Annotated in this window: 27 protein-coding genes and 1 tRNA gene; 8 read left to right on the top strand and 20 right to left on the bottom strand. The window is 68.1% G+C overall.

The annotated features are described in order from the left end of the window. Window positions 1-66: 66 nt before the first annotated feature. From J3A75_RS18195 to J3A75_RS18170, 6 genes are all read right to left on the bottom strand, one after another. Window positions 67-846, bottom strand: a complete 780-nt coding sequence (locus J3A75_RS18195; protein ID WP_063110464.1) for a lysophospholipid acyltransferase family protein — start codon at window positions 844-846, stop codon at window positions 67-69. Window positions 847-920: 74 nt separating this feature from the next. Next, a complete protein-coding gene (locus tag J3A75_RS18190; protein WP_070999558.1) occupies window positions 921-1439 on the bottom strand; it encodes a hypothetical protein in 519 nt (172 codons plus the stop codon). Between the two features lie 118 nt (window positions 1440-1557). Next, window positions 1558-4755 (bottom strand): efflux RND transporter permease subunit, encoded by a 3198-nt coding sequence (locus J3A75_RS18185; RefSeq protein ID WP_012319405.1) that lies wholly within the window; start codon window positions 4753-4755, stop codon window positions 1558-1560. Window positions 4756-4862: 107 nt separating this feature from the next. Beyond that, a complete protein-coding gene (locus J3A75_RS18180; RefSeq protein ID WP_012319404.1) occupies window positions 4863-6017 on the bottom strand; it encodes an efflux RND transporter periplasmic adaptor subunit in 1155 nt (384 codons plus the stop codon). 145 nt (window positions 6018-6162) lie between these two features. Beyond that, window positions 6163-6483 (bottom strand): rhodanese-like domain-containing protein, encoded by a 321-nt coding sequence (locus J3A75_RS18175; protein ID WP_012319403.1) that lies wholly within the window; start codon window positions 6481-6483, stop codon window positions 6163-6165. Window positions 6484-6637: 154 nt separating this feature from the next. Then, on the bottom strand, window positions 6638-7918 hold the full coding sequence (locus tag J3A75_RS18170) for a glycosyltransferase family 4 protein (protein ID WP_012319402.1): 1281 nt from the start codon (window positions 7916-7918) through the stop codon (window positions 6638-6640). A gap of 141 nt (window positions 7919-8059) precedes the next feature. Between J3A75_RS18170 and J3A75_RS18165 the strand changes: the two genes are divergently transcribed. From J3A75_RS18165 to J3A75_RS18145, 6 genes are all read left to right on the top strand, one after another. After that, window positions 8060-8137: transfer RNA gene (locus tag J3A75_RS18165), tRNA-Pro, on the top strand. Between the two features lie 173 nt (window positions 8138-8310). Next, window positions 8311-8571 carry a hypothetical protein gene (locus J3A75_RS18160; protein WP_209650616.1) on the top strand — a complete coding sequence of 87 codons (261 nt, stop codon included), beginning with the start codon at window positions 8311-8313 and terminating at the stop codon, window positions 8569-8571. 6 nt (window positions 8572-8577) lie between these two features. Then, window positions 8578-8784, top strand: a complete 207-nt coding sequence (locus J3A75_RS37385; protein WP_409518668.1) for a hypothetical protein — start codon at window positions 8578-8580, stop codon at window positions 8782-8784. Further along, entirely contained in the window at window positions 8756-8962 is a 207-nt protein-coding gene (locus J3A75_RS18155; RefSeq protein ID WP_209650966.1) for a hypothetical protein, read from the top strand. Before J3A75_RS37385 ends, J3A75_RS18155 begins: the two co-directional genes overlap by 29 nt. A gap of 4 nt (window positions 8963-8966) precedes the next feature. Further along, a complete protein-coding gene (locus tag J3A75_RS18150; RefSeq protein ID WP_209650615.1) occupies window positions 8967-9197 on the top strand; it encodes a hypothetical protein in 231 nt (76 codons plus the stop codon). Next, window positions 9194-9406 carry a hypothetical protein gene (locus tag J3A75_RS18145; RefSeq protein ID WP_209650614.1) on the top strand — a complete coding sequence of 71 codons (213 nt, stop codon included), beginning with the start codon at window positions 9194-9196 and terminating at the stop codon, window positions 9404-9406. The genes J3A75_RS18150 and J3A75_RS18145 overlap by 4 nt, the downstream gene beginning before the upstream one ends. Here J3A75_RS18145 and J3A75_RS18140 read toward each other — a convergent pair. From J3A75_RS18140 to J3A75_RS18130, 3 genes are all read right to left on the bottom strand, one after another. Next, window positions 9403-9600, bottom strand: a complete 198-nt coding sequence (locus tag J3A75_RS18140; RefSeq protein WP_209650613.1) for a hypothetical protein — start codon at window positions 9598-9600, stop codon at window positions 9403-9405. The two genes, J3A75_RS18145 and J3A75_RS18140, sit on opposite strands and share 4 nt — an antisense overlap. Window positions 9601-9740: 140 nt before the next feature. Beyond that, on the bottom strand, window positions 9741-10112 hold the full coding sequence (locus J3A75_RS18135; RefSeq protein WP_209650612.1) for a hypothetical protein: 372 nt from the start codon (window positions 10110-10112) through the stop codon (window positions 9741-9743). A 611-nt stretch (window positions 10113-10723) separates the two neighbouring features. After that, window positions 10724-11002 (bottom strand): hypothetical protein, encoded by a 279-nt coding sequence (locus tag J3A75_RS18130; RefSeq protein ID WP_209650611.1) that lies wholly within the window; start codon window positions 11000-11002, stop codon window positions 10724-10726. Window positions 11003-11209: 207 nt separating this feature from the next. On the opposite strand from J3A75_RS18130, the gene J3A75_RS18125 reads away from it, so the two are divergent. Then, entirely contained in the window at window positions 11210-11647 is a 438-nt protein-coding gene (locus tag J3A75_RS18125) for a hypothetical protein (protein WP_209650610.1), read from the top strand. Window positions 11648-11762: 115 nt separating this feature from the next. Here J3A75_RS18125 and J3A75_RS18120 read toward each other — a convergent pair whose 3' ends face one another. From J3A75_RS18120 to J3A75_RS18070, 11 genes are all read right to left on the bottom strand, one after another. Continuing rightward, window positions 11763-12269, bottom strand: coding sequence for a hypothetical protein (locus tag J3A75_RS18120; protein ID WP_209650609.1), 507 nt, complete (start codon window positions 12267-12269; stop codon window positions 11763-11765). 24 nt (window positions 12270-12293) lie between these two features. Next, the gene (locus tag J3A75_RS18115; RefSeq protein ID WP_209650608.1) at window positions 12294-12719 is read right to left on the bottom strand and encodes a hypothetical protein; all 426 of its coding nucleotides are present in this window, start codon (window positions 12717-12719) and stop codon (window positions 12294-12296) included. Continuing rightward, window positions 12719-12988 (bottom strand): hypothetical protein, encoded by a 270-nt coding sequence (locus J3A75_RS18110; RefSeq protein ID WP_209650607.1) that lies wholly within the window; start codon window positions 12986-12988, stop codon window positions 12719-12721. The genes J3A75_RS18115 and J3A75_RS18110 overlap by 1 nt, the downstream gene beginning before the upstream one ends. A gap of 1 nt (window position 12989) precedes the next feature. Beyond that, the gene (locus tag J3A75_RS18105) at window positions 12990-13628 is read right to left on the bottom strand and encodes a lysozyme (RefSeq protein WP_209650606.1); all 639 of its coding nucleotides are present in this window, start codon (window positions 13626-13628) and stop codon (window positions 12990-12992) included. Between the two features lie 13 nt (window positions 13629-13641). Beyond that, the gene (locus tag J3A75_RS18100; protein WP_209650605.1) at window positions 13642-13989 is read right to left on the bottom strand and encodes a septal ring lytic transglycosylase RlpA family protein; all 348 of its coding nucleotides are present in this window, start codon (window positions 13987-13989) and stop codon (window positions 13642-13644) included. Window positions 13990-14053: 64 nt separating this feature from the next. Beyond that, window positions 14054-15592 (bottom strand): hypothetical protein, encoded by a 1539-nt coding sequence (locus J3A75_RS18095; RefSeq protein WP_209650604.1) that lies wholly within the window; start codon window positions 15590-15592, stop codon window positions 14054-14056. Between the two features lie 55 nt (window positions 15593-15647). Further along, window positions 15648-17363 (bottom strand): hypothetical protein, encoded by a 1716-nt coding sequence (locus tag J3A75_RS18090; RefSeq protein ID WP_209650603.1) that lies wholly within the window; start codon window positions 17361-17363, stop codon window positions 15648-15650. 1 nt (window position 17364) lies between these two features. Continuing rightward, window positions 17365-17838, bottom strand: coding sequence for a hypothetical protein (locus J3A75_RS18085; protein ID WP_209650602.1), 474 nt, complete (start codon window positions 17836-17838; stop codon window positions 17365-17367). Window position 17839: 1 nt separating this feature from the next. Further along, window positions 17840-18400, bottom strand: a complete 561-nt coding sequence (locus tag J3A75_RS18080) for a hypothetical protein (protein WP_209650601.1) — start codon at window positions 18398-18400, stop codon at window positions 17840-17842. Window positions 18401-18407: 7 nt separating this feature from the next. Then, window positions 18408-19652 carry a phage tail protein gene (locus J3A75_RS18075; RefSeq protein WP_209650600.1) on the bottom strand — a complete coding sequence of 415 codons (1245 nt, stop codon included), beginning with the start codon at window positions 19650-19652 and terminating at the stop codon, window positions 18408-18410. Between the two features lie 15 nt (window positions 19653-19667). Next, a complete protein-coding gene (locus J3A75_RS18070) occupies window positions 19668-20399 on the bottom strand; it encodes a hypothetical protein (protein ID WP_209650599.1) in 732 nt (243 codons plus the stop codon). Window positions 20400-20604: 205 nt separating this feature from the next. Here J3A75_RS18070 and J3A75_RS18065 point away from each other — a divergent pair, with 205 nt between their 5' ends. Next, complete coding sequence (locus J3A75_RS18065) at window positions 20605-21030, top strand: hypothetical protein (protein WP_209650598.1); 426 nt, start codon at window positions 20605-20607, stop codon at window positions 21028-21030. Window positions 21031-21060 lie beyond the last annotated feature (30 nt).

Below are 21060 nucleotides of genomic sequence, written 5' to 3'. Positions count from 1 at the left end.
ACGATGCCCGTTATCCACAAGCCGCCGGGCACCGGCCCGACGCGGAAAACCGCGCCCGCGAGCGGCTCAGCGACGGGCGTCGGCGGCGGCCGGCGCCTCGTCGGCCGGCACGGCGTGCCCCTCGGCCGCGAGGCCCTGGAGTCCGCCCTCGACGAGGGCGTTCGAGGCCGTCTCGAGACGCTCCTGGGCCAGCGCCTGGAACGCCTGGCGGGGCAGGCCCGGGGGGATGGGCGGCAGGAACTCGATCACGGCCCGGCCCGGCCGGCGCACGAGGCTGTTGCGCGACCAGAACAGCCCGGTGTTCAGCGCGACGGGCAGGCAGGGGACGTTCAGGGCGGTGTAGAGGTGCGAGAGCCCCTGCTTGTAGGCGGGCGGCGCCCCGACCGGACGGCGGGTCCCCTCGGGGAAGATGATGAGCTGGCGCCCGTCCCGGATCGCCGCGCCGGCGGCGGCGTTCATCAGGCTCATGGCCCGGGTGCCCTTCGACCGGTCGATCGCCACCATGCCGCTGCGCGACAGGTACCAGCCGATCAGCGGGATGAGCAGCAGCTCCTTCTTCAAGATGTAAGCGAAGTTCGGCAGCACCGTGCAGAGGGCCAGGGTCTCCAGGGCCGACTGGTGCTTGGCCGCCACCAGCAGGGGGCCGGGCGGGATGTTCTCCAGCCCGCGGAACTCGACCCGCGTCCCCGCGACGACCCGCAGGAGCCACAGGGTGATCCGCCCCCAGGCGCGGGCGAGCCGCAGCACCGACCGGCCGGAGACCAGCATGGGCAGGCCGGCGAAGGCCAGGACCGTCGTGACGGCGTAGAAGCAGACGTTGAAGGCGAGAGAGCGCAGGGCGAGCATCGGAAACCGTGTCGTGGCGGCTCCCCTGTAGCGCGCCCGCGCGTCCGGGGCCAAGGGCGGCGTCGCGGGAAGCGTCAGGTCCCCTCCGGGCGATGCCGGTCCCGGAGAAGGCCGGCGCCGCGCCCGGCCACCAGCCAGTAGACCAGCCCGGCGCTGGCGCCGACAGCGAACAGGATCAGCGTCAGGCGCGCCTCGCCGGCGAGGAGGGCGGCGTCGCGGGCGCCTCCGCCGGACCGGAGCGCGCCGCGCGTCAGCCAGGGGAGGGCGGCGGTGAGCAGCCCGCAGCCGGCGCCGTACCACAGGACGCCGCGGCGCCCGAGGATCTCACCGCCGAGACCGATCAGGGCCGGGGGCACGAACAGCAGCGCGAACAGCGCCTTGGCGAGGCCGGCGAGGAACAGGGCGAGCCCCTCCGGCGGCAGCCCGGCCGAGAGGTCCGACAGGGCCATGTCGAGGCCGGCGAGCGCCCCGCCGGTCAGCCAGGCCTGCGCGTCCGGGTCGACGAGGAGCGCCAGGACGAGGACCGCGAGGCCCGCGGGGACGGCGAGCAGGAGGGCGAAGGCCCCGAGAATCAGGCGACCGAGGGCGTGCATGCCGCGAGCCTCTACACCGGGCGCCCCCCGCCCGTCGCGCGGAAGCCGCGCCCGACCCTCGCGGATCCGGCGCGGCCTCCGGGTTCTGGCGGCCCGGGCTTGGCGGCCGCGCTGGCCGTCAGCCGTGGGCCGGGGCGGCGCCGCCGGGATCGCCGTGCGTGTGCTTCTTCCGGAATCGGCCCAGCCAGATCGAGAAGTGGCGGATGACCACGTAGAAGACCGGCGTCAGGAACAGGCCGAAGAAGGTCGCGCCGATCATCCCGAAGAACACCGCGGTGCCGAGCGCCTGGCGCATCTCGGCGCCGGGGCCGGTGGCCACGACCAGCGGCAGGGTGCCGAGGATGAACGCGAAGGCGGTCATCAGGATCGGGCGCAGGCGGAGACGGCAGGCCTCCACCGCCGCCTCGACCGGGCCGCGGTGCTCCCGCTGCTCGATGTCGTGCGCGAACTCGACGATCAGGATCGCGTTCTTCGCCGCGAGGCCGATGAGCACGATCAGGCCGATCTGGGTCAGGATGTTGTTGTCCTGCCCCCGGAACTGCACGCCCGCCAGGGCGGCGAGCACGCCGGTCGGCACCACCAGCAGGATCGCGAGGGGCAGCGCCCAGGATTCGTACTGCGCGGCGAGCACGAGGAAGACCAGCAGCACGCCGAGGGCGAAGACCGCGCCGGCCGTGCCGCTCGCCGCCTTCTGCTGGTAGGCGATCTCGGTCCAGTCGTAGGAGTAGCCGTCGGGCAGCGCCTTCTTGGCGATCTCCTCCATGGCGTTGAGCGCCTGGCCGGTCGAGACGCCGGGCTTGGCCACGCCCTGCACCGGGACCGAGTAGTACAGGTTGAACCGCTGCACGATCTGCGGCCCGGTGACGTCCCGCACCGAGGCGAGCGTGCCCATCGGCACCAGCGCGCCGGTGGAGGAGCGCACCTTGATCTGCGAGATGTCCTGCACCGACGTGCGGAAGGCCGCGTCGCCCTGCAGGCGCACCTGGTAGATGCGGCCGAGGGTGTTGAAGTCGTTGACGTAGGTGCCGCCGAGATCCGCCTGGACCGACGAGAACACGTTGGCCAGCGGCACGTTCAGCATCCGCGCGATGGTGCGGTCGATGTCGAGGAAGAGCTGCGGCGTCGAGTTGTCGAAGGTCGTGAAGACGCGCTGGACGTCCGCGCTCTGGTTCGCCTGGGCGATGACCTCGCCGGCGGCGGCCATGAGCGGACCGATGTCCGACGATTGGCGGCTCTCGATCTGCATCTTGAAACCGCCGCCGTTGCCGAGACCGCGGACCGGCGGCGGCGGGATGACGATGACCCGCGCCTCCTGGATGTCGGACGTGGCCTTGAGCACCTCACCGGTGATCACGGCGGCGCTCCGCCCCTGCTCGGCGCGCTCCTTCGCCCCCTTGAGGGTCAGGAACATCACGCCGGCATTGGTCGTGTTCGTGAAGGTGGCGCCGTCGAAGCCCGCGATGATCACCGCGTTGGCCACGCCGTCGACCGTCCGGGCCTGCTTGGCGGCGCGCAGGCACACCTCCGTGGTGCGGTCGAGGGAGGAGCCGGAGGGGAGCTGGACGACGCCGATCAGGTAGCCCTGATCCTGGTCGGGGATGAAGCCCGTGGGCGTCGTCTGCGCCAGATGCAGCGTCCCGGCGATCACCGCCGCGTAGACCAGCAGCATCACGCCGAGGCCGACGATGCCGCCGGTCAGGACCCGGATCAACCGTCCATAGGCGTTCGACGTGGCGTCGAAGGCGCGGTTGAAGCCGTTCGCCAGCCAGTTCACGAACCGGGTCAGGAAGAACTTCGGCTCCTTGCGGGCGTGGTGGGGCACCAGCAGCAGCTTGCAGAGCGCCGGCGACAGGGTCAGCGAGTTGAAGGCCGAGATCAGGGTCGAGGCCGCGATGGTCAGCGCGAACTGCTTGTAGAACTGGCCCGAGATGCCCGGGATGAACGCCGTCGGCACGAACACCGCGGCGAGCACCAGCGCGATGGCGATGACCGCGCCGCCGACCTCGTCCATGGTCTTGTGCGCGGCATCGCCCGGCGACAGGCCCTCGGCCATGTTGCGCTCGACGTTCTCCACCACCACGATCGCGTCGTCGACCACGATGCCGATGGCGAGCACCAGCCCGAACAGGGTCAGGTTGTTCAGCGAGAAGCCGAAGGCCGCCATCGCCGCGAAGGTGCCGATCAGCGAGACCGGGATCGCGATGACCGGGATCAGGGCCGTCCGCCAGCTCTGGAGGAAGACCAGCACCACGATGACGACGAGGCCGACCGCCTCGAACAGCGTCTTGTAGACCTCGTGGATCGATTCCTCGATGAACTCCGTCGGGTTGTAGGCGATGCGGTACTCGACGTCCGGCGGGAAGTTCTTCTTGACCTCCTCCATCACCTTCTTGACCGACGCCGCCGCGTCGAGGGCGTTGGTGCCCGGCCGCTGGAAGGCGCCGATGCCCACCGCGGGCGTGTCGTTGAGGAACGAGTTGGTCGTGTAGTCCTTCTGGCCCATCTCGACGCGGGCGATGTCCTTGACCCGGACGAGGCGCCCGTCCTGCGCCTTGATGATCACCTCGGCGAACTGCTCCGGCGTCTTGAACCGCGCCTGCGACTGCACGACGAGCTGGAACGCCTCGCCCTTGGCGGCCGGCGGACCGTTCAGCTGGCCGGCGGCCACCTGGACGTTCTGCTCCTGCAGGGCGGTCGTGACGTCGGTGACCGAGAGGCCGTAGGCGGCGAGCTTGTTGGGGTCGACCCAGACGCGCTCGGCGTACTCGTTACCGCCGAAGATCGTGATGTCGCCGACGCCGTCGAGGCGCAGCAGCTCGTCGCGGATGTTCAGGTAGATGTAGTTGGCGAGGTAGTTCTGGTCGTAGGTCTTGTTCGGGGAGAGCAGGTGCACGACCAGCATCAGGTCGGGCGAGGCCTTGCGGACCGTGACGCCGAGGTTGCGCACGTCCGGCGGCAGGCGCGGCTGCGCCACCGACAGCCGGTTCTGCACCAGCACGTTCGCGATATCGAGGTTGGTGCCGACCTTGAAGGTCACGGTCAGCAGCATGTTGCCGTCGTTGGTCGACAACGACGTCATGTAGAGCATGTTGTCGACGCCGTTGACCTCCTGCTCGATCGGCGTCGCGATCGTGGCGGCCACGGTCTCGGCGTTGGCGCCCGGATAGGAGGCGCGCACCGTCACGGTCGGCGGCACGATCTCGGGGTACTGCGAGACCGGCAGGCTCTCGTAGGCCACGAAGCCGAGGATCAGGAAGACGATCGACGTGACGGACGCGAAGATCGGTCTGTCGACGAAGAAGTGGGCGAAACGCATCGGTCAAACCTCTGAGGCCCGCCGGTCTCCCGGACGGGGCCCTGCGTCGTCGGTGCGGGGCGCGCCGCGCGGCGCGCACGAAGGCGTTCGTGTCGAGCCGCGCGGGCTCAGGTCTTGCTCGGCGGCAGCTCGATCGTCTCGGGGGTGACCTTCGCGCCCGGACGGACGCGGGACAGGCCGTTGACCACCACGGTCTCGTCGCCCTTCAGCCCCGACTGGATCACCCGGTAGCCGTCGACCTTCGGCCCGAGCACGACGTCCTTCTGCTGGATCACGTTCTCGGGTCCGACGATGTAGACGATGCGCTTGTCCTGGTTGGCGGACACCGCCTCGTCGGGCAGCAGGATGCCCTGGAACGGCTTGGTCGCCGGCATCGAGACGATGCCGAACAGGCCGGGCTTGATGAACATGTCGGGGTTCGGGACGGTCGCGCGCAGCAGGATCGTGCCGGTGGCGTTGTCGACGCGGTTGTCGACGAAGTCGAGGGTGCCCTTGCGGGTCGGCTTCGCCTCCCCGGACAGCGCGATCAGGATCGGCACGCCCTTGCCCTGCTGGGTCTGGCCCATGCCGATGCCGAGGCTGTTCTGGTACTTGAGGAACGACTTCTCATCGACCGTGTAGCTGAAATAGATCGGGTCGAGGGACACGATCGTCGTCAGCATGGTCTGGTCGGCACTGACGATGTTGCCCTCGGTCACCAGGCGGCGGCTGATGCGGCCGTTGATCGGCGCCTTCACCTCGCTGAAGTCGTAGTTCAGCTGGGCGTTGTTGAGGGCGGCCTGGGCGCTGTCGACGTCGGCCTGGGCGGTCTGCGAGGCCTGCCGCCGCTGGTCGGTGACCTGCTCGGAGATGTTACCGCTCCGGGACAGGGTCTGCGCGCGCTCCAGGTCCGTCTGCGAGAAGGACTGGCGCGCCTTGGCGGAGGCCAGGGCCGCCTGGGCCTGCTCCAGCGCCGCCTTGTAGGGGCGCCGGTCGATCACGAACAGGACGTCGCCCTTCTTCACCGTCTGGCCGTCGACGAAGTTGATCTTCTCGAGGTAGCCGGTAACCCGGGCGCGGACCTCCACGTACTCGATCGCGTCGAAGCGACCGGTATACTGATCCTGCTCGACGATCTGGCGCACCACGGGCTTGGCCACGGTGACCTTGGGCGGCGGGCCGCCCGGCGCCTGCGCGCGGGCGGGGGTCGCGAGGGGCCCTGCCGCGAGACCCGCGATCAGGCCTGACAAGACGGTGAGAAGGCTGGGAAGCCGGCTGCGCATCGGGTCCTGCTGTCCGTTGGCCGACCGTCCGGTCGCGCCGAGCTTGACGATTGTTCCGCCGCGGGTGCGCCGTAACCCGCGGTCGACGGTGTTGCTTGTGCGCGACCGCACATCACGGCCTCGCGAGCCGGATTGAAACGGTTGATCAGTCGACGGTTTCGCCAGCGCTGTACCAGTCCTTGAAGCCGCCCTTGTAATGTTCGGCGAGGTCGAGCCCGGCGTTCTGCGCGGCCATCAGCGCGTGGACGGAGCGGACGCCCGCGGCGCACGAGAAGACCGCCCGCCGGCCGTCCTCCGCCACGAGGGCCGCGACCGCCCGCGGATCGAAGCTCGAGAGCGGGTGCGAGACGGCGCCCGGGATGTGCCCGGCCGCGTATTCATGCGGTTCACGGACATCGATGATCAGCATCGAGCCGTCATCGAGCCCGCGCTTGACCGTCTCGCGATCGAGGTCGACCACCCGCATCGGCAGGATCTCCGTTCCGCCCGCTCTCGGCCAGGCTGGTTGACTGACGCTTTTCCTTATTCGTCAGACCTCGGCGGCGCAACGTGCGTCGTCGGCGCGCGACCGGCCGGCAGGCGGGCCGACCGTTGCCGGCCCGGCGCGGGCCGGCCCCCTCTCAGAGCGCCGCGAGGGTCGGCGCCACGGCGGCGAAATGCGCGGGCCAGTCCGGCGGCCGATACCCGTCGAGACGACCGGCCAGCTCGGACCGGAGGGGCGCGCCGGGCCGCGCGAGCGCCTCGATCGCCTCGATCCAGCCCGGACCGTCCAGGGGATCGCGGAACAGCGCGAAGCTGTCGGCGATCTCGCGATGGACCGCGATGTCGGAGGCGACGACCGGCAGCCCGGAGGCCGCGGCCTCGACGACGGGAATGCCGTACCCTTCGGTGAAAGACGGCATCAGCAGGGCGGTGCAGCTGCGCATGAGCGCCGCCAGACCGTGCGTGGACAATCCCGAGGCCTCGATGACGTGGGCGCGCACGCCGGGGCAGCGCTCCAGCATGTCGATGGCGCTCTCCGCCTCCCAGCCCCGGCGACCGACCACGACGAGCCGGGGCGCGGCATTCCCGTGGCGCTCGGCGAGGAGCCGCCAGATCTGGAACAGCAGCAGATGGTTCTTGCGCGACTCGATGGTGCCGCAGACCAGGAAGGTCGGCCGGTCGGGCGTGAACCGGGGTCCGTCGCGCCCGAAGGCAGGCTCGACGCCGAGATGGCCCACGGCCACCGGCGGCCTTCCGAACCCCTCGGCGGCGAGGTGCGCGAGGGTGCGCCGGCCGGTATCCTCCGAATTCACCAGGATGGCGGAGGCGTGCCGCCCGATCGTGCGCAGGCGCGCCCGGTGGCGGTCGGCCTCGCCGGACCGGCCGTATTCCGGATGGGTGATCGGGATGAGGTCGTGGACGAAGAACGCCGCCCGGACGTCCCGGCGGGTATAGAGCCAGTCGAACCGCCGCGGGTCGTCGAGGCGCAGGTGCGAGGTGTGCAGGTAGAGCGCGTCCTGGGGCAGGACGGCGACCGACCGGCCACGCAGCGCGATGTCGACGGTCTTGCGCGCCTGGATCCGGCGCCTCTCGGCGGACCCGGTCCGCGGCGCGGCGAGCGGCGACGGCGGGGCGGCGGGATCGCCGCACCGGGACGCGAGCCGCCGGTAGACCGGGTCCGACCCGGCGTCCCGGTCCTCGACCCAGCCGGCCGCCACCGCCTCGACGATCTCCAGCGCCTGCGCGCGATCGAGGATGCGCGGTCCGAAGGCCGTGGCGACGACGCCGACGCCCGTCTCCGCCCGGCCGAGATAGGCGCGCGCGTAGGCGAGGTCGACGCGGTCGATGCCCGACGGGCTCGCGTGGCGCAGCCGCGTGACGAGGCGCGTGAGATCGAAGGCGATCGGTCGGTCCGTCATGATCCTCGGGCAAGTGTCGGGGTGAGGCCTCCCCGTAGCGGGCCTGACCCGCGAGAGCCAGCATCTCCGCGCGGCCCGCGCGCGCCGGAGGGCTTGCGCGGGCGCGGCGCGGAGGCTAAGAGCCGCGAGCCCTAGCGGCGTCGGAGTGTAGCGCAGCCCGGTTAGCGCACTAGTCTGGGGGACTAGGGGTCGTGGGTTCGAATCCCGCCACTCCGACCATTAAAGCCTTTGGGCTGAAAGGCTTTTTCCACGAACAACCGACCGGCCGCCGGTAAGCCGAAGCGGAACGGACGGTGCACGTGGGGACCATGGGGCGCCAAAACCACCCACGGAATCCCCCACGGTGTGTTCTCGGTTGGTGCGCCGCTCGTGATGGAGGGTAGCCGGAGCCGATGGCCAAGGAACCGCCGACCGTCTCCGAGCTGCGCAAGGCCGCCGAGGTCACCGACCAGGAGATCGACGCCGCGGTCGACGCGGTGCTCGCGGATCTGGCGACCGAATCATACCCGCTCTCGAAAGGCTGGACCCTCGACCTCGTCGAGACGCTGCGGACGAACACCCGCGCGGCCGAGGCGCTCACCACCGACAAGCCAGCCTGGAAGCGCAACATGGTCCGGACCGCGATCCTGCTGGCGCACCCGGTGAAGGGATGAGCGAGGATGAACCCGACAGCTCTCGGATGGATGCTCGCGATCCTCGCGGGTGGGGTGGCCATCGGCTTCGAGGCCTTCAGGCTTGGCGCATGGGCAGGCGTAGGCCTGTACGTCCTGGCGCTGATGGTCCTCGTGAACCCGCGCTTCTGGTGGCCGAGCCGGCGACGAACCGATCGAGGAAGCGGTGAGCGACGATTCCGCATCCGCGCATGAACGCGCCGCCATCCAGTACATGATGCGGCGGCTGGATGGATTTGCGCGCGGGCTCGGCCTCGACGAGGCGGCCACGCGGCAGATCGTTATGAGGATCGCCGCTGACATGCCGGAGCGATCCGACGAGGATCGGCTGGAGAGCGCCCGCAGGTGCCTGCTGGCCTCGGCGTCGGCATAGCGGCATGGCTGAGCAACCGACCAACCCATTCGGCCTCTCCCTGCCGCTGCGCATCGTGCAGCTCGATGAGGCCGTGAAGGTGATGGATTCGGGCGACCGGGTCGCGGCCTACATCTACGTGTCCGAGGACCGAGAGCGGCGGATCCAGACGCATCGGGTCTCACCGGCGGAGGGCATCGAAGCCGCGAAGGTGATCGCCCGGGCGCTGACGGACGCGATCGCGGGCGGATCATGACCGACGAGCAGAAGGGCTACCTGCAGGCGCTATCCGACGTGCGCTCCTGGCATCGATGGGAGCTGGCGCAGTGCCTCGGCGATGTTCGCGCCATGGAAGCCCACGAGAAGGCCATCGCGTGGCTCGACATGCTCATCGCCACGAAGAAGCTGCACGCAGCCCAGGATGAGGATGAGCGGCGACGCGGCGGCCCGGTGCCCCTGGGCTAGAGCAGGCCGCCCACCGGGCCGCCGGTCAGGGTCTTGCCGGCCCGGGTCACCAGCTTCGAGAAGGCCAGCGCCGCGGCCGACGCCTGCGCCTCTGACGGGAATGTCCGATCTGATTCCATCACCGTCAGGTGGGTCGCGTCGAGCAGCACCCAAGTCCAGAGGTGGCGGCCGGTGGAGCGGATCTCGAAATGCATGGTCGGCTCGGTACGTAAATGGACATACCGGCACTTTGCTCTCGGAAAAGGCGCGACGTGTTAATGGCTTGCCCGGCGCAACATCCTGCGCCGGCTCACAACGGGCTTGCCCCCGACATCCTCGCAGATCACAGGCGCGATCAGCCGCGCCCCTTGGCCGCGATCTCCCAGACCGGCGGTCCCCAGGTTTGCCCAGGCTTCGTCCGGTAGCCGCTGAACCGGTCGAACACGATCCGGTGCGGCTCCACGCCGACGACCTTGCTGTCGTTGACCATCAGGGCACCGGCATACTCGACGCGCAGGAAGCCGTGCTCCGGATGGACGCCGAACAACTGCTCCGCTGTCCAGCCGAGCCGGTGTGCCTCGGCGCCGTGCTGGTCGATGAAGGCCAGCGCGTTCGCCCGCATCGCCGCCCAGCGAGTCGGCGTCAGATACCGGCACGGCGAGACGTGCTCGGACAGGCGCTCGATCTGGTCGCGCCAGGAGGCGACGGCGTTCGGGAGTTCTGACATGAACCGCGCCCATAGTGGGGCCAAGTTAATGATCTATGTAGAGCGTACGTGAAAGTACGCCACCCAATTAAAATATACGCGAGATAAAATATTAGGATAATCGCAGAGCTGCTATGGATTGCGATTAATTTGTTTTGGCTGCTCCTCGTGCCGATGCTTTTCGAAGAGGATAAATACGCAAAACGCCCTCAGATGCTTTTCCTCGAAAGCAACCAACCGGTCAATCTGATTTTCTGCACGCTGTATGTCGATAAGAACTTCTGTTCGCTCGGGGCAATAGCCAAATTCGTAGTCGCTCTGATGACGTTTATATTGTATTTGTAGAAAGAACTCGCAGAAATCTACTATCGTTTGTGGGAACCGCTGTAGATGTTTCTGCGCGCACTTTGTGGCTATGCGCGTGTGATCGTTGGCACGATAAACGTGACGCCAAGCGCGCTCAGCTCTGTCGGGTCCGGGCTGCCCAACTATTAGATCAGCTGTAAGCTTCGCGAGGGCCTCGAAGACCGCGTAATAGGTTGTGCTTATTGCGGCGCACAGATCTTCGCGCGTACTTCCTCCAGGCCGATCAGTAAGATACTGAGCGGTCTGAAGTGTCGCATTGGGCAAAGCTAGGCTCCCTGGAAGCCGGCCGAACGAAAGCGAACCACAGGAAACGCGTGGTAAACGTCTTCGACGTGCGCCCTAAGTTTTGACAAGAAACCAGGGGGCTCTTTACGGGCGATTTCGGAAGGGGTGCCTTCAACCATGATGGTTATATTGAAAACCGGCAGCCCGTCGCGGTCAAAATCTTCGTCCACCTGAATGGACCTGATTTCAACAGCACCAAATCGACCTCTGATAAAATCCTCAATCGACCCCTGAGGGTCGTCGCGATACGCGTGCGTCATGCGGCCCTCCTATGGAACCTGAGAAAGCCGGAGCTTGCCACGAAAGTTGCAAAACTTGCACGCTAACGCACACGAGAAGTTTGCATCAAGCGCGATAGCGCTTGATGCAAGTATCACATTCGCAACTCTTTTGCAAGGGGGCTAAGCCTTTGACATGATTGAGTTTGCATGGTCTTTTCCAACGTTGCAAAAAACTAGGAACGCAACATGCAAGCGGACGCCGCGGTTCGGAAGCAGCTCGCCACGCGCTTGAAAAGGTTGCGGCAGAAGGCAGTAGCAGTATCTGCTGAGATCGAGCTCGTGGAACGGCTTCTTATCGGCTTGGAAAAGGGGCCGTCCCAACCCATTCGAGGGCTCAGGAAAAACAGCGTCGCAAGATTATCCTTCCAGAGCATAGTTAGGCAGACGATTGAAAAATCCGGATCGCCACTCAAATCTGCCGAAATATTTAAGGCACTGATTGATGTCGATCCAGGCCTTAAGCCGGCAACATTTAGATCGCATCTGAAGCGGATGGTCGATGCTGGTGTTCTTACTCGCAAGGGCCCACGGGGATTTTACGACGTTGTCGATAAGAATTTTGATACTGTAAAAGAGATAATTTATCCAAAAAAGAGGCCGGACTTATCGCGATATGAGGATTAATCAAAAGCAATTTTCCAGCTCTGCCTAGTTACAACTATGAATATCGGAAACGACAAAAGGCGCCCCGGCCGAAGCCAGGGCGCCGGAGGGTGTGAGGTAGGATGTGGAGTGGCGTTCAGATCGGGATGTGCGCGCTCGAATAGATCAGCTTAAGCAGCAGGCCGCCGAACGCGGTGATGATGCCACCGCTGCCCCAGACCACGAGGCTCTGGAGCTTCCCGACGTCCTTCCGAACCTCGCCGAGCCCTTCCTTCGCCTCAGCCTTCGCGCCCTCGACGGCCTTGTCGATCCGGCGCTCGATCTCGTCGCGGTGCATGAAGGTCTCGATGTCCCGGCGGTAGGCGACACCCTCTAGCCGCTCGTCGATGCGGCTCATCTTCTTCTGCACGTCGTCGAGCTGGCGCCCGTTGGCGTCTGAGCGCTCCAGCAGCCTGCCGAGCAGGCCTTCGATCTGCGGATTGTGCATGGGGTCGTCTTCTCGGCTCGCTCGCTCGAGGAGGCCCTCGCCGAGACCAGGGGGAATCGGGGGTGGAACGCGACGGTCGAGGCCCTCGCCAATTAGGTCCAGTCCCTTGCGCGGCACGGCCGGCCGGCGGGCGCGGCGGGGCTTCTCGTCGGACATGGCGCGGGTCTCAGGAGGGAGCGGCTACTTGCCGAAGATCCGGCGGACGGTCGGGGCGATGCCGGCGACGCCGATCACCGAGAGCACGATGGCGTTCTCCATCGCGTCGTACGGCGCCGGCAGCTTCGCGACCTGCCAGTTGAACCGGAAGGTGCTGTCGAGGACGATCGCGCCGAAGTGGATCATGCAGAGCCCGAACGCTGTCGGGATCATCCAGGCCGTCCAGGGCGAGAGGTGCTGCTCGGCGCGCTCCTGCGCGACCACCTTCCGTTCCTCGACGTAAGCGGTGAGCTGCGCCTGGGCGAACGTGACGTCCCCGGTCACGTTCTGCGCGTTCGTCAGCACCCCGTTGTCGGAGCGCTTGTTCAGATAGGCGAGCACCGCCTGAACGATGCCCGAGCCGAACAGCTTCACGAGGAGGCTGCCGGCCATGGCGAGGAGAGCTGGCATCAGCGCGGCCCTCCGGCGGCCGGGGGCGGGCCGACCATTGCGAGGCGCCGGATCACGATGCCCAGCACGACGCGCGCGATGGCGAGGATGGAGGCGGACTTCGCGCCCCAGCCCGGCGGCAGCAGCACGGTGAAGTCGACGCCGGCCAGCGCGTCGAGGATGTCGGGCACGGCGAGCACCAGGGCGAGCGCGTAGATCCGGTACCCGCGCGCGGCAGCGTACCAACGCAGGATGCCGAGGCGGACCCGGCGGAAGCGGGCGCGATGCATGTCAGGCCACCTTGTCCTTCCGGGAGAGCAGAGCGTGGAGACGCGCCCAGAAGCCGGGCTGGGCGGCCGGGACCGGCGCGGCGACCGTCGGCTTGGCCGCTGTCATCGGCGCAAGCGGGTCGGGTGCGGTTGCCGGAGCCGGCAGCGTGCCGGCCATCGCCTTCACAGGCGAGCGGTCGCCGCGGCGCGCGTAGACCTTGACGCCATCGTAGGAGGCGAGGGCGGCCTGGTCGTGCTCGCCCTGCCGGCGCGAGATGATCGCGGCCGGCTTGTTCCACATCAGGAACGCCTCGACGGCACCCGCGAGGTCGCCGGCATTGGCGCGGCGGACCACGGTCGAGTGCGCGAAGCCGACCGGCCCGATGTTGTAGGCGAGGCTCACGCAGGCGTCGAAGAACGGCTGCGGGACCGGCTTGGCCAGGGCGGCGCGGACCGGGGCGGCGTACTTCTCCAGCGCGGCGGCGAAGAGCGCGTCGGACTGGAGCGGCGTGATCGTGAGGCCCGGCACGACCTTGATCAGCCCGGAGGCGGTCGTGATCCCGGTGCCGATCGTCCAGACGCCGACGGAATCCTTGTAGGCGGTCAGCCGGGTGCCTTCCCGCCCCTCGAGGGCGGCGCGTCCGATGGGCGAGACGTCCATAGTGGTCTCCGGGTCAGCCGAGGATGGCGAGGTGGACGCGGCCGACGCCCGACAGGCCGATGGCCCGGGCCGCGCCGCGCGAGAGGTCGATCGCTCGGCCGGCGACGAACGGGCCGCGGTCCGTGATGCGCACGACGACCGAGCGGCCGGTGGCGGCGCAGGTCACCCGCACCCGGGTCCCGAACCGCAGGGTCTTATGCGCGGCGGTGAGCGCATCCTGGTCGAAGCGCGAGCCGTCGGCGGCTCGGCGCCCGTGGAAGCCCGGGCCGTACCAAGAGGCGGTCTCGGCCAGGGCGCACGGAGCCGATCCCGAGAACACGAGGCACGCGAGGGCGGCCCGCGCCAGGAAGCGCAGGGTCATCAAGCAATCCAGAGATTGAGGAGGGCGGCGAGCTACTTACTGGCAGTTAAAGCAAGCAGAATGATTACTTGATGCCGATATAATTACCGACGTTCTGAATGGCCGGCAGAGCGACGTTCCAGCCAGTCTTTTGTACGCCGAGGATGTTGTGCTGAGTGTCAGCATCGATTTGCAGAAGCGTGCCCGAGCCCGTCCCCGCATCATCCGGGCGCAGGTTTGTGACGCTGAGCCGCCCGCCGGATCCCTTCTGCCAGATCACCGGCTGCGTCCGGGTGACGTTGCTGATGCCGCCAATCCGGGTTTCGCCCAGGTTCATCTCCCCAGCGCTGCACAGCGCGAAGATGGTCTGGCAGCGGTTGTCGGGCACGTGGGAGTTGTCGTTGAAGGCTTCCATCCGCGTGACTGCCGCCTGCAGCACGCCGGCGGCGCCATCGACCAAGATCAGCGGGTTCGCCGGCGTCTTCTGGCCCACGCCCGTAATCGAGAGCACGCCGATCGTCGGCTTGCCGCCGCCGACATGCATGCCGATCGACTGGGCATCCGTGTTGATGCGCAGAGAGGAGAGCGTCGCTTGGCCGCCGACGAAGTCGATGTTGGGGCCACCATTGGCGCCACCATCGAAGAACATGTCGCCGAGATGCAGGCCGAGGTTGCTGATATTGTTGTAGATCAGCCGCGAACGCCAGAAAGTTGAGCGCGTGATGGCGCCGCCATCAACGCCTTCGATCGTCGCGAACGGGCTGTACGTGTTGTAGATCGTCTCGAACTCGGTTCCGCCGATGCCGAAAACCCATCCCCGGACGTTGTCGATCGTGACGAAGTCGGTGCCGGTGCAGCCGATGTGGTAAATCTCGTTGAAGCACCCGAGTTCGAGATCGCGCCAGTTCCAGGCGCCGCCGTTCTTGCCGGTGGCGTTGCTGTTGCCGTTGATGCCATTCCACGCCCGCTGCACCTGCACGTCAGTCAGACGGCTGCGGCTCGAGGTCGTGAGATCGATTGCCCACGGGTACCGGATCAGATCATCCCGGGTCGGCGCCCTGCCGAGCTGCGCGGAGCCGGGATGCCAGAAGGAGATGCCGACGCTGGAGAGCGAGCACTCGTGGGTCTGCTCAACGACCGACGATGCTCCCAGATTGAAGCTCGGATAGCCCGCCCGGCCGCTCGCCACGCACAGGGACGCGCCGTAACGATACTGGAACTCGTACGAGAACGGGCGCGAGCCGAGGATCTGCTGGCACTGCCGCTTGTACGTCAGCTTGTCGGAGAGCCAGAACCTGCCGCCGGAGCCGAGATCCAGGTCCTCGCCGGCATCGAGAGCCGACTGCAGCATGGGGCGGGTGTCGGCGACATCGACACCGTTGCGGATGCCCCATTCGCGCGCAGGGTCGATCCACCAGAACGGCGACAGCGGCTTGTCGCGCGGGATGCCCTTGAGCAGCCGCGGCATCGGCAGGGGAGCGGGGGCCTGATTGGCGGAGGAGGCCGCCACGCTCATCCCCTCGACCGGGCCCTCGGAGCCGGGACCGTGGAGGACGATCCGGTCCATCTCCGGCCGGAACATCAGCGGCGAGCCGTACCGACGCGCCTGGGTGGGGTCGAACATATTGAACCTCGGGAAGAGCTCGACCAGCGGCGAAGAGTAGGGAGCGCGAGACGCGTCAGAACCCGATGGCCGAGACCACCGGCGTGCCGCTGGCGGCGACCGCGAAGAGCGCTGCGGAGGTGTTCCGGGCGTCGAAGGTGATCGTCTCGCCGGGCTTGAGCGGGTACCCGTTGCTGGCGGTCACGCCGCTCGGCCCGAGGTAGATCGTGATCGAGGCGTCGGTGTTCTTGATCGTGCGCTGGTTGGTCAGGCTGCCCGCGGCGACGATCTGCTGAGCGCTCGTGGAGAGCGTCGTGGTCGCGACCGCGTAGGGGGATGACACCGAGCCCAGGGTCGCATTGACCTGGCCGCCCGTGACGTAGGCGGCGTTCGGTGACCATCCGTTCGCGCGCAGCGTCAGCGTGCCGGCCACGGTCCCGGAGCCGTAGATCGCCACTGAAAGCCGCATCAGCTTCCCCTGGACCGGAACGCGCGTCAGTCCGCTGGACGGCACGGCCTGGAAGGCGAGCAGTCCGCCGGTCGGCAGATTGCCCGGGAAGAGGGTGACCGCCGTGTTCGCCGCGCCGCCGGAGCCCTGGTACTGCACGACCACGGAGTTGCCCGAGCCGAACGACGACAGGTCGACGTCGAGGTACGCGTACCCGGTGGTGTCGATCCATGCGGTGCTGCCAACCGCGGTGAAGCTGAAGGCGGTGGCCGCCGGCGCATCGGCCGGGGCGGAGGTCAGGGTGCCCAGAAGCCGGTCGCGGATCGCCCGAAGCGCGCCGATCACGCTCGTGTTCGCACCCGACGCCGTGGCGGCGTCCGCCGTCGTTCCGGTCGCGGTGGAGAGGCCGGTGATGGAGGTGTTGACCGTACCCAGAAGCGCATCCGTTGCGGCACCCGCCGGCAGCGGCAGGGCGGCCGCCGAGATCGGCTGAGTCACGCCGGATCCGTCCACCTTCCAGGCGGCGGCGCCTGCCGCACCCTGGTTCGAGGTCACCGTGCCGCTGACGGTCAAGGTGCCGAGCAGCTTGTCACGGATGGCACGCAGGGCACCGATGATGCTGGTGCTGGTACCGCCGGCCGTCGCGACATCGGTCGGCGCGCCCGTCGCCGTGCTGATGGCCGCGTTCGAGGTCGCCACCCCCTGCAACGTCGCGTCGAGCGCGAAGGCGTTCCCGATGGTGCCGATCTGCGCCGCGCCGGCCCCGAGGCTGACGGTGCCGGAGACGGGCTGCGTCGCAGGGAAATTGCCGACCGTGACCGGCTGCACGACGCCGGACCCGTCGACCGAGAGCCGACCGCCGACCAGCGCGGCCGGAAGGCGATCGCGGATCGCGGCGAGGACGGTCGCGATGCCGGTCTGCGTCCCGAGAAGGCGCGTCACCTTGGCGATGAGCGAGCCGGTCGCTGCGTCGGATCCGGGCGCGACGTCCGACGGCGTGCCCAGGCCGGTCGCGATGTTCGAGAGCGTAGCGTTGGCGGTGGCCAGCAGCGCGCGGCACGCCTCGAGGCGCGCGTCGGTCGCGATCAGCGCACCGTCGTCGCGAAACCCGGTGAGGGGGCCCGTCGCGAGGCCGGTGGTGTTGGCCGCCAGCGTCATCACCGAGCCGGCGATCGACGCGTAGCCGAGCCCGGAGCGGCCCTTCGCGAAGATGAACCGGTTGGTCGGCTCGTGCAGGACGGCGAGCACGGTGCGCGGATCGAAGCCGGCACCGAGCGCGGAGAAGTCCAGCGTACCGGCGACGGGATCGAGGACGATGCCCGTGAGGATGGGGGGCAGCTTCATGTCAGATCCCGCCGAAGATGAGGGCTGCGGTGATGGCGATGTCCTCGGCCTGGCCCTCGTCGATGCCGCCGAAGTCGCTGACCCAGGCGTTCCCAGAGGCCACGACGAGGTAGAAGGCGCCGGCCTGGATACGGCCGGGCGGCGGGGCGGAGCCGTCGAAGTGCCGCCAAGGGCGGGCGCCCATGCTGTCGACGTTCAGCGTCGGCGAGCCGGTGTTGTCCCGATCGGCCTGGATGAGGATCGCGATGCCTGGGCGGATCCGGGGCACGCCCGAGGCGGTGCGCGCGAGGTACGCGTTGGCCAGGCCGCCGGTGACGATGGCGCCGCCCTGGTCAGCCAGCACCGCGGCCTGCGCCGCCATGAGGTCCCGGACGAGGGCGGGGAGGTCGCGGGCCGATGTCCCGTCGCGCGCAGGCACGTCGGCGTCGGCCGTGGCGTTCTGCACGGCCTGCGTCGACCAGTCGAAAGCACCCATGTCAGTCCGCCGTCGTGAAGGCGATCGAGACGCCGTTGAACCAGGGCTTGCCCTTCCCGGGCGGGGGCGTGTTCGGCAGGATCGCGGTGAGCGCCTGCAGGAGCACGTTCACGTTCAGCACGGCGAGATCGGTCGGGCCTGGATTGACCTTCCGCCATCCGGGCGATGCGGGCATGATCGCCTCGTCCCAGACCACGAGCTGGAACTCGCCCTTCCGCACCGCGCCCGGCGCCAGTTCGACGCCGGAGGAATCCCGCCACGGGGCGGGTCCGTAGCCGTCGACCGCGAGGGCCGGTTCGGCGATGCAGTCGCGGTCCGCGAAGAAGCCGATCATCACGCCGGGAGCCGGCTTCAGCCCGGAGGTGGTCTGCACCTCGAAGACGTCACCGGCCCCTGTCGAGACGAGCGCGCCACCCTGATCCGCGACCAGCATGGCCACGCCAGCCATGATCCCGCGCGCCGCATCGGGGAACAGGCGCGCCGTGGTCCCGGCCACGGCCGGCACGGCGGGATCGGCCTGACCGTTCTGGGTCGGGTCGGTCTTCCAGTCGAAGGCGCTCATCCGGTCCTCAGGTCTTGATCGCCCACGTCACCACCGCGCCCGGCGGGACGTTCGGGTGCGGGTCGCCCGAGCCGGCCGTGTCGATCACCAGCGTGTGGGTGTGGGCCGGGGTCGGATCGATCGTGTGGGTGTGGCTGCCGTCGAGCTGGATGCCGTGGCTGTGCGTGCCGCCCGGATCGGTGCCGAAGCTGTGCGCGTGGTTGCCGGTCGCGACGGTTGTGAACGTGTGTACGTGCGGGCCGCTCTGGGTGGTCTGGCCGTTGCCCTGCGAGCCCAAGTTGATGCCGGTGACGACCTGCGCGTTGTTCGGCGTGGCGGTGCTCACCAGCCCGTAGCCGTACTGGACCACGTGGGCGTGGTCGCCGCTGATGTCGGTCGTCCCGACGTGGGCGTGGTTGCCGGTGACGTTCGTCGACCCGGTGTGGTCGTGGGCGCCGTCGATGTTCGTGCCGCCGTGGTTGTGCGCACCGGCGGACTGGATGTTCGGCGAGAAGGCACCGGCCGGCGACATGGTCGAGGTGTGCATGTGCCGCGGCATCTGGTTCGGCAGCATCGCCACCACCTCGCCGCCGCCGAGGTAGCCGAGCGAGCCGACGAGCCCGCCCGCACCCGAGAGCAGGTTCAGCCCGCGGTTCGCGCCGAACAGCGACCGCCCGCGCAGGTCCGGCAGGTTGAAGGTCGTGAAGCCGTCGCCGTTGCCCCAGAACGTGCTGATCGCGGCGAGCAGGGCGGCATAGCTGGTGCGCGAGACCGGCCGGCCGTCGCAGATCTCCCAGCCGGAGGGGACGTTGGGGCCGCCGAAGGCCTTGATCGCCCCGGCCTGCTCGGTGGTGGGCGAAAGGGTCCGGTAGACCTTCGCGTCGGGGTCGTAGACCACCGACCAGACGACGTTCTGTCCGATGTCGCCGGGCCCGAACTGCGTCCCGTCCCAACGCAGCCACGGCTTCGGTGCGTTCCCGTCCGCAGCCAGGGTGCAGGGGTTGAGGTTGGTGGTCGTGGTCCGGAACTTGAGCGTGTGCGCCGTGGCCGCAGCTTTCGCCGAGACGCCCTGCTGGGTGATGACCGTGTAGGCGTCCGAGCCGTAGGCCTGGTTCACGCCCGCGTTGTCGAGCATCCAGAGCTTCATGGAGGCCATCAGCGCGCGCATGGCGTCGTTGATGGTCTTGGCCGGCTGCCCCTCGTTGAAGATGATCGGGGGATCCGAGACGTCGTTGCCCGAGGGCGCGACGTCCCAGTTGATGGCGCCGGGCATAGAGCCGTCCTCGGGTTAGCGGGTCTTGGTGCCGGGCAGCAGCGCGAAGAAGCGCTGCGCGTCGAAGGCGGGGGCCTGCCGGCGAGCCGGCTGCATCTGGACCGGAGCCTGCGCGGGTGCCGCGGCGGCCTGGGCCACCGGCGAGGCGGCCGGCGCATCGGCGGCGGTGAGCGTCCGGAGGAGCGAGGCGACCTGGAGGGTGCGGTCCGCCTCAGGCGACTGCATCGCGGCGCCGCCCGCGGGGGTCACCGAACCGTCGGTGCCGGCCGCGACCGGTCCGGACAGACCGAACGCGCCGCGGGGCGCAGCCGAGCCGGGCGAGAACGCCCCGCCGAGGAAGGCGGCGGCCTTCGCTCGGTGGCCGGCCATCTGGCCGTTGACCTTGTCGGCGACGGTGCCGGGCGTGCCGCCGTTCGCCGTGTCGCTCCGGTCATAGAGCCCGGGTCGGCCAGCGTTCACCGTCGAGTAGAGGTCGAGCATCCCCATGCCGGGCTTGAAGCCACGGTCGGTCAGGTAGCGCTCGACGGCGGGAAGCTGGTCGGCGAAGCTCTGGTCCTGGCTCGCGCCGTACTGCTGCTGCTCGGTCGGCCCGAACTGGATCAGGCCGATGTGCCGGTTGCCCGAGCCGCCCCGGATCGAAGGGCTGAACCCGCTCTCGAACGACATCACGGTCGCAAGGTCGAGCGGATCCGCGCCGATGCGCTGCGCGCTGGCGATCAGCGCGTCGCGGTCTGCGGCAGTCGGCATGTCGGGAGGTCCTGAAACGCGAAAAGCCGCCCTTGCGGAGCGGCTTTCAGGGTCCGGCGCGCAGCGCTGCGGACGGTGGCTTATTCCCGCGGTTCGCCCGTCGGGTCAAGTGTGTGGCTGGCACGTCATATTCAGCGCGCCGGACACGCGCGTAGGTTGATGGCCGCGACGAGGGGACAATGGCGCATAGCAGGCAACAGAGACGATGAGCGCGCCGTTGAATTTGGGTCAGCGTCTGATCAGGGGCGCCAAGCGGATTGGCCTCCTTATATCAGTGCCGGTGTTTGCGGCCGGCGTCATAGCTTCTACATTTTGGGGTTATAATGAGGGCGATTTCGCAACCAGTAAGTACGATCAGACATCTTGCCTGCTAGAAAAGATCAATAAAGGACTGACAACATCCCAGGGCAATAACGGTTTTTACACAACTGACGTTGGATGCCCCGGTAAGGCATACTATATATCAAATCAAGATCTATATGGCAGCTTCGGCACAGACAGACCAAGCTTTCCTAATATATTTGCCAGATTGTTCGGCTCGGGATTGTTTATGTCTTCGATGCTGGCGCTTGCGCTATATGGCCTCTGCTGGGCAATTGGCTGGGTTTGCGCAGGTTTTACGAGCGAATAGGTAGCTGTATGCCCCGTTGGCTTTCCTTCA

Origin of the sequence: Methylobacterium sp. PvP105 (genome assembly GCF_017876975.1) — a bacterium.
Lineage (GTDB): Bacteria > Pseudomonadota > Alphaproteobacteria > Rhizobiales > Beijerinckiaceae > Methylobacterium > Methylobacterium radiotolerans.
This window is presented reverse-complemented; position numbering and strand designations above follow the sequence as displayed.

What these genes read in the sequence shown, in the direction of transcription:
- J3A75_RS18090 (WP_209650603.1), bottom strand. Translation starts at nt 17,363, where the DNA reads ATGAAGCTGCCCCCCATCCTCACGGGCATCGTCCTCGATCCCGTCGCC.
- J3A75_RS18190 (WP_070999558.1), bottom strand. Translation starts at nt 1,439, where the DNA reads ATGCACGCCCTCGGTCGCCTGATTCTCGGGGCCTTCGCCCTCCTGCTC.
- J3A75_RS18145 (WP_209650614.1), top strand. Translation starts at nt 9,194, where the DNA reads ATGACCGACGAGCAGAAGGGCTACCTGCAGGCGCTATCCGACGTGCGC.
- J3A75_RS18125 (WP_209650610.1), top strand. Translation starts at nt 11,210, where the DNA reads ATGCAAGCGGACGCCGCGGTTCGGAAGCAGCTCGCCACGCGCTTGAAA.
- J3A75_RS18120 (WP_209650609.1), bottom strand. Translation starts at nt 12,269, where the DNA reads ATGTCCGACGAGAAGCCCCGCCGCGCCCGCCGGCCGGCCGTGCCGCGC.
- J3A75_RS18195 (WP_063110464.1), bottom strand. Translation starts at nt 846, where the DNA reads ATGCTCGCCCTGCGCTCTCTCGCCTTCAACGTCTGCTTCTACGCCGTC.
- J3A75_RS18085 (WP_209650602.1), bottom strand. Translation starts at nt 17,838, where the DNA reads ATGGGTGCTTTCGACTGGTCGACGCAGGCCGTGCAGAACGCCACGGCC.
- J3A75_RS18095 (WP_209650604.1), bottom strand. Translation starts at nt 15,592, where the DNA reads ATGTTCGACCCCACCCAGGCGCGTCGGTACGGCTCGCCGCTGATGTTC.
- J3A75_RS18070 (WP_209650599.1), bottom strand. Translation starts at nt 20,399, where the DNA reads ATGCCGACTGCCGCAGACCGCGACGCGCTGATCGCCAGCGCGCAGCGC.
- J3A75_RS18080 (WP_209650601.1), bottom strand. Translation starts at nt 18,400, where the DNA reads ATGAGCGCCTTCGACTGGAAGACCGACCCGACCCAGAACGGTCAGGCC.
- J3A75_RS18105 (WP_209650606.1), bottom strand. Translation starts at nt 13,628, where the DNA reads ATGGACGTCTCGCCCATCGGACGCGCCGCCCTCGAGGGGCGGGAAGGC.
- J3A75_RS18160 (WP_209650616.1), top strand. Translation starts at nt 8,311, where the DNA reads ATGGCCAAGGAACCGCCGACCGTCTCCGAGCTGCGCAAGGCCGCCGAG.
- J3A75_RS18130 (WP_209650611.1), bottom strand. Translation starts at nt 11,002, where the DNA reads ATGACGCACGCGTATCGCGACGACCCTCAGGGGTCGATTGAGGATTTT.
- J3A75_RS18140 (WP_209650613.1), bottom strand. Translation starts at nt 9,600, where the DNA reads ATGCATTTCGAGATCCGCTCCACCGGCCGCCACCTCTGGACTTGGGTG.
- J3A75_RS18075 (WP_209650600.1), bottom strand. Translation starts at nt 19,652, where the DNA reads ATGCCCGGCGCCATCAACTGGGACGTCGCGCCCTCGGGCAACGACGTC.
- J3A75_RS18135 (WP_209650612.1), bottom strand. Translation starts at nt 10,112, where the DNA reads ATGTCAGAACTCCCGAACGCCGTCGCCTCCTGGCGCGACCAGATCGAG.
- J3A75_RS18065 (WP_209650598.1), top strand. Translation starts at nt 20,605, where the DNA reads ATGAGCGCGCCGTTGAATTTGGGTCAGCGTCTGATCAGGGGCGCCAAG.
- J3A75_RS18110 (WP_209650607.1), bottom strand. Translation starts at nt 12,988, where the DNA reads ATGCATCGCGCCCGCTTCCGCCGGGTCCGCCTCGGCATCCTGCGTTGG.
- J3A75_RS18170 (WP_012319402.1), bottom strand. Translation starts at nt 7,918, where the DNA reads ATGACGGACCGACCGATCGCCTTCGATCTCACGCGCCTCGTCACGCGG.
- J3A75_RS37385 (WP_409518668.1), top strand. Translation starts at nt 8,578, where the DNA reads ATGAACCCGACAGCTCTCGGATGGATGCTCGCGATCCTCGCGGGTGGG.
- J3A75_RS18180 (WP_012319404.1), bottom strand. Translation starts at nt 6,017, where the DNA reads ATGCGCAGCCGGCTTCCCAGCCTTCTCACCGTCTTGTCAGGCCTGATC.
- J3A75_RS18115 (WP_209650608.1), bottom strand. Translation starts at nt 12,719, where the DNA reads ATGCCAGCTCTCCTCGCCATGGCCGGCAGCCTCCTCGTGAAGCTGTTC.
- J3A75_RS18185 (WP_012319405.1), bottom strand. Translation starts at nt 4,755, where the DNA reads ATGCGTTTCGCCCACTTCTTCGTCGACAGACCGATCTTCGCGTCCGTC.
- J3A75_RS18175 (WP_012319403.1), bottom strand. Translation starts at nt 6,483, where the DNA reads ATGCGGGTGGTCGACCTCGATCGCGAGACGGTCAAGCGCGGGCTCGAT.
- J3A75_RS18100 (WP_209650605.1), bottom strand. Translation starts at nt 13,989, where the DNA reads ATGACCCTGCGCTTCCTGGCGCGGGCCGCCCTCGCGTGCCTCGTGTTC.
- J3A75_RS18150 (WP_209650615.1), top strand. Translation starts at nt 8,967, where the DNA reads ATGGCTGAGCAACCGACCAACCCATTCGGCCTCTCCCTGCCGCTGCGC.